Genomic DNA, 10,267 nt, shown 5'->3' with positions numbered 1-10,267 from the left:
ATTGAGGACATATGGATACAAAAAAAGAGGTTCTTTGTCTTTAAGAAGCACTCTTGAAGACATTCGGTTTAAGAAATGAGGTTCCATTGTCTTCAATAAACACCATAGAAACAATTTTGGCTCACAAATTAGGATGAACAGGTCTCATTGAGGACATATGGATACAAAAAAAGAGGTTCTTTGTCTTTAAGAAGCACTCTTGAAGACATTCGGTTTAAGAAATTAGGTTCCATTGTCTTCAATAAACACCATAGAAACAATTTTGGCACATAAATTAGGATGAACAGGTTTCATTGAGGACATTAGGATACAAAAAAGAGGTGCATTGTCTTTAATAAGCACTCTTGAAGACATTCGGTTTAAGAAATGAAGTTCCATTTCCTTCAATTAGGCCCATGGAAGCAATTTTAGCGAACAAATCAGGTGAAACAGGTTTCCTTGAAGACGTTTCACTACAAAAAAGGGATCCATTGTCTTTAATAAGCACTCTAGCAGACATTCGGTCTAAGAAATAAGGTTCCATTATCTTTTATAAGCCTTCTTTAGGACAGACGAAATGACAAATGAAGACAAATTTGATAAAAAAGTTTTTTAAAGAAAGGTGTAATACGATAGAAAGATGCCCCCAACTACTCCTCCTATAACAAAAATGCCAGGTCCGCCCGAAAGCGGTGCCTGGCACTTATTTATTAGCAAATGTTTTATTGCTATCATTAAGAAAATCCGTTATGGCTCTATCCGTATATACCCAGCCTTTCCAGCCGATATGAATCGTATCCTTCATAAAATAGGGATCGTACTCATGATCTGAGAAGTCGGCCACTTGGAAGCCTTCTTGTTCAATTTGATTTTTAATTCTTGTGTAATAAGCGGTGCGGCCTTCTTTTGGAAAGCCAACATAATCGTACCAATTCCCATTAACTGGGACAGAAATGAAAAGTGGCTTTGCACCGGATTGTTTCAGCAAATCAAGAACGAGCTGGAAATCCTGATATTCAACAGAACGTCCGTAGCTTGCACCGGCCTTAGAATTTTTTAATTCCGGCACGCGTGCTTCTATTTTGTTGTACTGGGAATCAGTAATAGCAAATTGATTGGAGCGTGAATACTTTTTACCAACTCTGTCTGCATATTGTTCCAGCTGGTTCCACGATTTATTTTTCACACTATGGCTAATGGTGCGATGGCGATGGGGACCTCCTGCCAGAGTATAATATAAATCCTTTTTAATAAGAACCTGCTGGTATGCTTTTGCAAATGGTCTAACCAATGCAGCTTCACTGTGTACCAACGGATCCTTTGAAATATCAGCTTTATAAAGAATCGTCAGCATCGGATCGGCATTCACAGCGTTATATTTCAGTAACCGCTTTATAGCTCGTTTCTTCATATTAGGGTCGATTTTATCATTAAAAGCAAAATCATATCCCTGAAGGGAAGAGAAGTTCGGCGCAAAGTGTGACTCATCTGCTCCGCCGGGCTGAAACCACTGCGGAGAAAGGACAAAGACAATCTTCTTGTTTTTCAGCTGTTCAGTATGCTCTGAAAAATTCAAGAAATGAATAAGTGATTCCGTCCCGCCACGGCCAATAAGGAAGGGGGTTACTCCTTCTTTATTAACCTGAAAATAATTGGAGGGATGGAACTGGTCAAGCCTTGCCAGCTCAGAAGATCCGTAAACTGGCAGATATTTATCGCTTGATAGCATTTTATCCTGAACGTATTTCCCCTGGAACATAAAAGGATTAAGTTCCGTTGCTGCCTGGCTTATTCGGTTATGAGGAATCAGTTTGATAATCCATTTATTTGGGACTAGTACCAATGCCAAAAGTAGAATAAACGCAAAAATCAGCGGTGTAAATAACGATTTTTTCATTTGAAATCAGCTAGTTGTGCCGCGATATTGTTTGGAGTGTTCCAAACGTCACGGTCGAATTCTGTAATTGGCACTGTGATCCCAAACCGCTCTTCCACCTGAACCAGTAATTCAACTGTACCAAATGAATCAAGTAGTGCATTTTCAAATAAATCGATATCCGGATTCTCTTTTACTACATCATCTTGGCAAATTTCTGCTAATAGCTCTAAAACTTCCTTTTTAAATTCCATGATTCTCAAACTCCTTTATGAAATAGTTGTCCTGAAAAAATATAAAAACCAAAGCAAATAAAATGGAATGTAATAATAATAGCTAAAACATGAGTAACTTTGTTTTTCGGCCACCATTTATGCTTTTTATTAAAGGTTTCAAATGTGTTATAAGCGACCATCAGCAGGGCATGGTACATTCCGTATACAATGTATTGTATTTCGAGCCCATGCCAGACCCCCATTAATAAGAATAACAGGATATAGGCCAAATTTGATACTAAATTCCTATTTTTTATTAGCTTTTTCTTCGTTACCCAGAAAACAAAACGCATGTACACATAATCCCTGAACCAGAAGGAAAGGCTCATGTGCCAGCGATTCCAGAAATCTTTTATATTTCTGCTGATAAAAGGCAAATTGAAGTTTTCTGGTGATTTAATACCCATGATATAGCTGACGCCGATCGCAAAGGCACTGTATCCGGCAAAGTCGAAGAACAAATAAAGACTGTAGCCGTACATATAGTAAAGATGATTTTGAAAATCGCTGTGCGCGATAAACCGTAAATTTGCGATAAAGAAATGGTTGATTGAATAACCAATAATGTATTTATATAAAAATCCTAAAAAGATTTTGTTAATTCCATCATATAAAAGCAGTTTGTACTGCTCCTGTGTAAGTTCCGCCTTTTCGTCCTTTTCAAAGCGGCGGTAACGATCGATTGGACCAGAAGATATCGTAGGAAAAAATAAAATGAAATATAGCAATCTAATTAGCGGCAGCCCGTTTTTAATGAGGCCGTCACGTGTCTCCATAATCAGCTGAGTGCCTTTAAAAGTTAAATAAGAGATTCCCAGAAATCCAATCCAATTTACCGTTCCCAGCATAGGGGTAATTTTTGAAATAAATAACGGAAGAATGGATGCGATCACCGCCAGGCAAAATACCAATGTGCTATTATGATTTTTTCGATAGACCAGATAGGCTTTAATCAATAGAACCTGCCAAATGGTAAAAATAATTAGTGCAATCGTTCCTCTAAAATTCCCTGCAAAAATAATCGCCAGGGCAACTAGAGAAATAAACATATTGTAATTTTGAAATCTTCTCCCTGTCAGTCCAAGGATGACTGTTGGTGTCAGCAGGACAGCCAGGATGAAGAAAAATGTAAAAGATCCATAGGGTGTCATAACAATACCTTTTCTCTAATTAATTTTCGGTCTACCTTGCCATTTGCTGTCATCGGCAATGCGTCCCGATAGGTAAACTTCCTTGGAATCATATAAGCTGGCAGGACTTCACTCAATTCTTTTTTGATAGTGGCTGTAAGCTGGAATTCCTTTTCAAAGGAATGTTCCGCCGGAACGATGGCTGCCATCAAGTATTCGATTTTTTCATTTTGTGTAACCGGAATCACAACTGCTGCTTTTACATACTGCGACTTCGCAATTTGGTGTTCAATCTCCTCCAACTCCATCCGGTAGCCATGAAGCTTGATTTGAAAGTCCATCCGGCCCTTGTAGAAGAGAAGACCGTTTTCCATATACCCGGCATCACCGGTACGGTAAGCCATTTGGCCATCTTGACTGTAAAAAGCTTTTTCATTTATTTCTGGTAGTCCCAAATAGCCTTTGCTCACACTCGGTCCAACTATAACGATTTCGCCTTTCTCGCCCTCAAGTACTTCTGTTCCGTTTTCGTCAAGCAAGAGGAGGCGAGTGTCACTCTTTGGCTGTCCAACAGGGAGGGCTGGATAGCGCTCTAATATTTCTTCCGTTACTTCAACAGACGTAACAGCGACAGTTGCTTCAGTCGGGCCATAAGTATTATATACAGCCGCTTTTGGGAAACGTTCTTTTAACTGGCGGCTGATGATTGCCGGAAGAATTTCACCGCAGAATAGAAATACACGAAGCTCAGGAAGGAGCCCTTCATTAAAGGAAGGATCCATCAGACACATTTGGACAAAAGATGGTGTTGACGTCCAAACCTGGACATTGGATTTCTTCAGTTCTTCAAAAAGAATCTTCGGCTTCGCTATCATTTCCTTTGTAATGGCAAAAAGTGTACCACCGCTTGCAAGGGCAGGGTACAGATCCATTACAGATAAATCAAAGGAGAAGGGAGCCTGGTTTAAGAATCTTAGCCCATTATTAATGGGGAAGTCCTTTCTCATCCAGTCCGTGAAGCTTTGCAGATTGCTGGCAGAAATCTGAACTCCTTTTGGGTTGCCCGTACTTCCTGATGTATAGATAATATAAAAGTTTTCATCATCACGAACCCAGTTATCGGGAGAAGTTTTTCCATTAAAATGAAAAGACTCTATTTCCTCCAGGCTTATAATCCTAATCGATTCCTGATCAATTGGCAGGGGACTCCCCGACAAATTCACCAGCAACTCAGCCTTTGAGCTTTCAAGTATTTTTATAATCCGTTCCAAGGGGATGGATGTATCAACTGGAATGTACGGATGACCTGCTTTTACGGACCCAAGAAAGGCAATAAGCATTTCTGGCTCCATATGACCATAAACAAGGATGGGAGAAGCATTCTTCAACTTAAGCCCATGAAAAAATCCCGCAAATCTTTCTGATTGATTCCAAAGGTCACCGTAGCTAATTTCTTTATTTGTCGATATAAAAGCCAATTTTTCAGGGTGTATTAAAGCAATATCTTCTATGTTGTATAACAATTTCATGTAAAAGTACCTCCAGGATTAAAAATCATTGTAGATATAAGACCCGGAACTAGCATCATTAAATCCATACATAAAAAAGAGCAAAAGCAGTATAAGGGCATAATAAAGAAAGCGGACAGCCCATTTTGTACGCTCAAGCTGGAAAAAAGTTTTAACTTTGTTGAGCATGGTTCTTCACCTGCCTGATTTAAAATTACCTTTCTTATCATAAATCCTTTTTACTTCGGATTCATTAAAATTAAATGAGAAATATATTAAATTGTAACATAAGCGAGCTAAAGACTAAAACAAGACAAAAAAACCGGCACTTTTGCAAGTGCCAGTATATATTCTACAGCAAAGACTCTGCGCCATCAATATAAACTTCAGTGCCAGTGATGTGGGAAGACATATCGGATGCAAGGAATAATACCAGGTCTCCAACCTGTGAAGGTTTCCCTGGTCCGTTTTCAAGAGGCTGGTCACCTTCCGGGAATTCAATTGGAATTTTGACTTTTTCAAGACTTTCTTCTTCTGGGAAGGTGTTTTGGTCAATATTGGTTTCGATTGCACCTGGACAGATGATATTCACCCTAATTTTATAAGTGGAAAGTTCAAGGGCGGCCATTTTACCAAAGCCCATTTGCCCGATTTTCGATGAAGCGTAAGCGGAAAAACCAAAGTTTCGATAGACGCGGTTGCCGTTAATCGAGCTTGTAATAATAATGCTGCCGCCATTTTCTTTCATATAAGGAATGGCATATTTTACTGTTAGAAATGTCCCTTTCAGATTGGTATTTATGGTTGTATCCCAATCTTCCGGGTCGATGTCTTCAATCGCTGCCATTACCCCGTTAATTCCGGCGTTAGCGAACACTATGTCTATTTTCCCCCAAGCTTCAACCGTTTGTTCATAGCAGCTTTTTACCTGCTCAGGAGAGGAGACATCGGCTTCAAGAACGATTGCTTCTCCGCCTTTTTCTTCAATTTGCTGTTTCACTTTTTCACAATTTTCGGCTTTTATATCAACAAGGGCAATCTTAGCTCCCTGTTCGGCAAGCTTTAATGCTGCGGCTCTTCCAATACCGGAGCCTGTCCCTGTAACAAATGCAACTTTTCCTTGTACTAATTTTTCCATTGGATGAACCTCCTTTTTTTCTCTCTAAGTAATTTCCCTTTCTTAGGAAGAAGAAACCTATTAAAAAGAGGATTGGCCAATTTTTATGGAAAAAACAAATGAAAAAGACCATTTGGGAAAATGGCCTTTAACTGTATTAAGCTTTAAAATACCAGAAATTAATACTCCTTTAACACTCTTTTCGCGCCAACATAGCGGTCTTTCCAGTATTTTGAAGAAAGTGACTGGATGGAAACCCCTTTATTGACTGTTACAGCAAGGAACTGATCTTTGTTTAAATAAATTCCTACGAAAGAAACACCTTTTCCGCTTGTGTTAAAGAAAACCAAATCGCCTTCTTTAAGGTTTTTTAAGGTAACTGCTTTACCCAGCTTATACTGTTCCTTTGAAGAGTGGGGAAGAGTCATTTTAGCAGCAGATGTTTTAAATGCATACTGTGTATAACCGGAAGCATCAAAACCTTTTGGAGTAGTACCATTCCATTTATATGGTTTTCCAAGGGAAAGCATGCCAACAGCTGTTACTTCCTGCCCCCATGAGACAGAGGCATGTGCTTTTTCCATGGAAGAAGCAAACATAAATGCAATTGCCATTGCTAAAATAGTGAAACCTGCCAAAATTTTTTTTGAAAAACGTAAAGACATTTAAAAACCCCCAATTTTTTTTTTGTTTGTTACAACATTTTAGTCGCTTTTGAAGGGGAATTGGTTTCGAATTTTTTGTGATTTCTCTTCGTCAAAAAATGCTGCAAAAAACGGCAAAAAAAGACAGCTGGAAGGGAACCGGCTGTCAATTCTTTAATAATTCATTTCGGACTGCAGGTAATGATAGAGAAGCTTTCCTGTATTCTCGATCGATGATTGATGAGTTCTTTCAAAGGCGTGAGAAGAGTCAATTCCCGGTCCAATTAAACCATGAACGATATCATGCCCCGAACGGATCGCAGCAGATGCATCTGAACCATAATAAGGGTAAATATCAAGCTTGTATCCAACGTTGTTTGCTTCTGCAAGTCGGACAAGCCTTTTTCTAAGCTCGTAATTGTATGGGCCGCTTGCATCCTTTACACAAATCGAAACCGTGTATTCATCAGTAGACTGGCCGTCACCCATAGCACCCATGTCTACTGCCAGATATTCGACTGTTTCAGGAGTTATATTGGAGTTGCCGCCATAGCCGATTTCTTCATTGTTGGATATCAAGAAATGGGTAGTATAAGGAAGTTCTATTTTTTCCTCTTTCACTAATTTAATGAGCTGAAGAAGAATGGCCACACTTGCCTTATCATCCAAATGTCTTGATTTAATAAATCCACTTTGGGTAATTTCCACACGAGGATCAAAGGAAACAAAGTCACCGACTTCAATTCCAAGAGCCCGTACTTCTTCTGCGTTATGTACTCTTTCATCAAGGCGAATTTCCATATTCACCTGATTGCGTTCCGCTTTGCCAGCATCCTTATAAACATGCACGGAGGTCTGGTGCATCAGAATGGTGCCGGTATATTTTTTTCCGGAGCTCGTCTCGATCTGGCAGTATTCTCCTTCAATAGAGTTGTACTTGAATCCTCCGATTAAATCGATGCGTAGCCTGCCGCTGGATTTAATTTCCTTTACCATTGCACCCAGAGTATCAACATGGGCAGTAAGCATACGGTGCTGGCTGTTATCTTTACCGGGAAGAGTAGCGATTAGACCGCCTTTTCGGTTTCTTTTATGTTCGACCTCAATTTTTGTTAAAAAATCCTCTACAAAACGAATGACTTCATTTGTGTTTCCAGAAGGGCTTGGTATAGAAACAAGCTCTTTTAAAAGCTGAAAGGTTTCCTCTGTGCGATTAAAAGTCATTTCCAAAACTCCTTTTCTAAATATTTCTTATTTTTTTAATGGTTAAGAAATTATATAGTTTTACTTTTTAAATTGTCTAGCTCTCAACGCCCAGCGAGTTTTCATCTCTGTAAAGCTTCCATGAGTATCTTGCATCAAGTATGACCGTAGGTGATACTCGGTGAAGCTAGTGTCCATCCCGCTTCTCCCTACGATAAGTCAACTTCGAACTCAATCAAGTGCTCCTACGCCACAGCTATTTCAAAGAAGCTTATGTTCAGCTCGTCGCAAAGCTCCATGTAGTCTATTCAGAGAAGCAGTTACAGGAAGTTTACTCAGGTAGTTGCTTCGCTGAACGGGCGCTTGCGCTTTTCTTATTATAACTGATTTACATACTTCATCTCTTATCTTTCATAAAAATATGGATTTTACCAGGTAATTTTTTAGATCTTCTGCATATTGTAGAAATTGTAAATCTTTTTTGGCTAATTAGAATTAGTATCAAGAAATTCTAAACGCACGAGAGAAACTAGGGCATCCGACAAAAAGGCATGGCGAATGCCAAGTTTTTCTTAAAAAAAGGATTAAAAAATGGCACGCCCGGGTAATAATGGGAGTAGAATCATCCTGCGAAAAAGGCATACAGCAATTATTCATTATTTTCAACGCAGGATTATGAAAACAGGGGGGAGAAAAAATTGACCAGATTGGAACTATACCATGAAAGACCGAAGCAATTTCATTTGAAGGGTTTGATTTTTTTCATTCTGTCCTGCGCAATTTTAGTGGGCGGCTTTATGTGGCTGAATCAGTATTCCCAAAGCAAGATCCGAATTGAAGCACCAAAACAGGATGTGGGAAGAAAAGTAGTCGTCCACCTTCCGAATGGTAAAGATGTAAACACATACGAAAATCTCATTGTTCAAAAGGGTGAGAAGCTTTTTTATAAAGGTGAGCGCAATACACTGGATTTAACAGGCGGAACCATAGATTATAAAGAATGGAAATAAAGAAAAAACATCAGCCACTGAAGCTGATGTTTATTTTTTTGTGGAGAGAATGGCTTGGGAAGACCAGTGCCTTCTCTTTCTTCGATCCTGCTGCCATTTAATCAGGCTTTGAATTCCAAGATACGCAGAAACAATAAGACCACTAATTGTCGTAATAAGAGCAATGTATTCAAACAGTCCATAAGAAGACATATGGCTCCATCTCACTTTTCCTTTAAAATCATGGATTACCAGGTTCATTCCAAATATCCCGCTGACCACAGTGTATAGAGTTAAAATTAAGAGGAGGAAGCTGGTTTGCTTGGAAGAAACCTGTTCTTGATATCGGTATAAGCTATTAAGTGTCTGCCGGGCATCTTGATAAAGGGCGTCTATTTGAAAAACCTTCCGAAGGTGAACAAAAATGTCCCTGCCCTGTGATTGCGTTGCCAGTTCCAGGAAAAAGAAATTCGCTGTAAAAGAGTTAATCGAATGAATCAATCTTTCAATTTTTTCAGTATCCTGCTCGATTTCGATCTCTGAATAATCACTCGCCATTTTTAAAAGTACTATTTTATGAAAGAGATTAAGCAACAGTCCGTAATAAAATTCCCCGTACATCTGGGCGGCAAACTCCGACAGCATGTTGGTCTCATTTGTCAGGCAGGTAAAGGAATGCTCATCCATCATAAAGTAGGTAAATGGAGCCCAGCGGTCATAACCATTTCTTTTTAAATACTTATGGATATACGCCAGATTGTGAGAAGTGACATAAGGTTCTCCCTTTCGATTTAATCCATTTAGGTCACCTGCTCGATATACATCGACTCTGTCTACCTTTTCGTTTTCGTCTAAACAAATAAGAGACTGCACATACATTTTTTCATCTTCGAAAAATGGGAAGGTTTCAAAGTAAGCGCCTTTCATATTTTTTCTTTCAAAAAAATCAGGAAGTCCGGGAAAAAGCTCTTTAAAGACAAAATTTTCTACCTGCTTAAAGGATTGGTCCCCCATCTGAATTTCTGTCTCGCGGTCACGCCTGGTTCTAGGCTCAAGAACTCGGAACCGCGCTGCCATTTCCACTGCATGAGAAAAGGGCATTTCTGCAAAATTGGCTACCTCTATACGAATGGTAATAAACCCTAGGTGAAAAGGGCATAAAGTGACATCAAGTGAATGAATATAAAAAGGGACGTCAACGTGATCCGTTTTAAGTCTGCAATTTAAGTTGGCCTTTTTAGAAAAACGATGGAATCCTTTTTGCTTATCGGTATGCGGAAAAAGAACTTTATTTGTAAAAGGGAGATAGTAAGCCTCCATATCTTTATGAGAAACATGAAATTCTCCATAATAAGCTCTTTCTTTATTAAGCTCGTTCAGGTGGAAGCGCTCAAACCCTTGCTTAATTAAAAAAGAAATCAATTCACTTTCATTAGTAGAAGTCATCGCAAAAGGAAAAATAAATTGAAAAATGGCCTTTTTTACTTTTTTTTCAGTTAACTTTATATGCTGCAAGAGGGTCTCCTCCTCAAAATAACCTTTAATA

The 10,267-nt window shown here is 39.0% G+C and carries 10 protein-coding genes; 1 reads left to right on the top strand and 9 read right to left on the bottom strand.

Annotation, left to right across the window (positions count from 1 at the left end):
* Nucleotides 1-682: 682 nt before the first annotated feature.
* From dltD to G8761_RS19360, 8 genes are all read right to left on the bottom strand, one after another.
* Nucleotides 683-1,876 carry a D-alanyl-lipoteichoic acid biosynthesis protein DltD gene (gene dltD, locus G8761_RS19395; protein WP_166029619.1) on the bottom strand — a complete coding sequence of 398 codons (1,194 nt, stop codon included), beginning with the start codon at nucleotides 1,874-1,876 and terminating at the stop codon, nucleotides 683-685.
* A complete protein-coding gene (gene dltC / locus G8761_RS19390; protein ID WP_166029618.1) occupies nucleotides 1,873-2,109 on the bottom strand; it encodes a D-alanine--poly(phosphoribitol) ligase subunit 2 in 237 nt (78 codons plus the stop codon). Before dltC ends, dltD begins: the two co-directional genes overlap by 4 nt.
* Before the next feature lie 5 nt (nucleotides 2,110-2,114).
* Nucleotides 2,115-3,281, bottom strand: coding sequence for a D-alanyl-lipoteichoic acid biosynthesis protein DltB (gene dltB, locus G8761_RS19385; protein ID WP_166029617.1), 1,167 nt, complete (start codon nucleotides 3,279-3,281; stop codon nucleotides 2,115-2,117).
* Entirely contained in the window at nucleotides 3,278-4,789 is a 1,512-nt protein-coding gene (gene dltA, locus G8761_RS19380; RefSeq protein ID WP_166029616.1) for a D-alanine--poly(phosphoribitol) ligase subunit DltA, read from the bottom strand. Before dltA ends, dltB begins: the two co-directional genes overlap by 4 nt.
* Before the next feature lie 18 nt (nucleotides 4,790-4,807).
* A complete protein-coding gene (gene dltX / locus G8761_RS19375; protein ID WP_166029615.1) occupies nucleotides 4,808-4,957 on the bottom strand; it encodes a teichoic acid D-Ala incorporation-associated protein DltX in 150 nt (49 codons plus the stop codon).
* Nucleotides 4,958-5,120: 163 nt separating this feature from the next.
* A complete protein-coding gene (locus tag G8761_RS19370; protein ID WP_166029614.1) occupies nucleotides 5,121-5,906 on the bottom strand; it encodes an SDR family oxidoreductase in 786 nt (261 codons plus the stop codon).
* A 158-nt stretch (nucleotides 5,907-6,064) separates the two neighbouring features.
* The gene (locus G8761_RS19365) at nucleotides 6,065-6,550 is read right to left on the bottom strand and encodes a C40 family peptidase (protein ID WP_166029613.1); all 486 of its coding nucleotides are present in this window, start codon (nucleotides 6,548-6,550) and stop codon (nucleotides 6,065-6,067) included.
* Between the two features lie 153 nt (nucleotides 6,551-6,703).
* On the bottom strand, nucleotides 6,704-7,753 hold the full coding sequence (locus G8761_RS19360) for a M42 family metallopeptidase (protein WP_166029612.1): 1,050 nt from the start codon (nucleotides 7,751-7,753) through the stop codon (nucleotides 6,704-6,706).
* Between the two features lie 677 nt (nucleotides 7,754-8,430).
* On the opposite strand from G8761_RS19360, the gene G8761_RS19355 reads away from it, so the two are divergent.
* Nucleotides 8,431-8,742 (top strand): hypothetical protein, encoded by a 312-nt coding sequence (locus G8761_RS19355; protein ID WP_166029611.1) that lies wholly within the window; start codon nucleotides 8,431-8,433, stop codon nucleotides 8,740-8,742.
* A gap of 30 nt (nucleotides 8,743-8,772) precedes the next feature.
* Here the strand turns inward: G8761_RS19355 and G8761_RS19350 are convergent, their stop codons facing one another.
* A complete protein-coding gene (locus G8761_RS19350; protein ID WP_166029610.1) occupies nucleotides 8,773-10,236 on the bottom strand; it encodes a magnesium transporter CorA family protein in 1,464 nt (487 codons plus the stop codon).
* Between the last annotated feature and the right edge of the window lie 31 nt (nucleotides 10,237-10,267).

Source organism: Neobacillus terrae (assembly GCF_011393025.1).
Taxonomy (GTDB): domain Bacteria; phylum Bacillota; class Bacilli; order Bacillales; family Cytobacillaceae; genus Neobacillus_A; species Neobacillus_A terrae.
The sequence above is the reverse complement of the archived record's forward strand: the minus strand, read 5'-3'. Positions and strand labels throughout refer to the sequence as shown.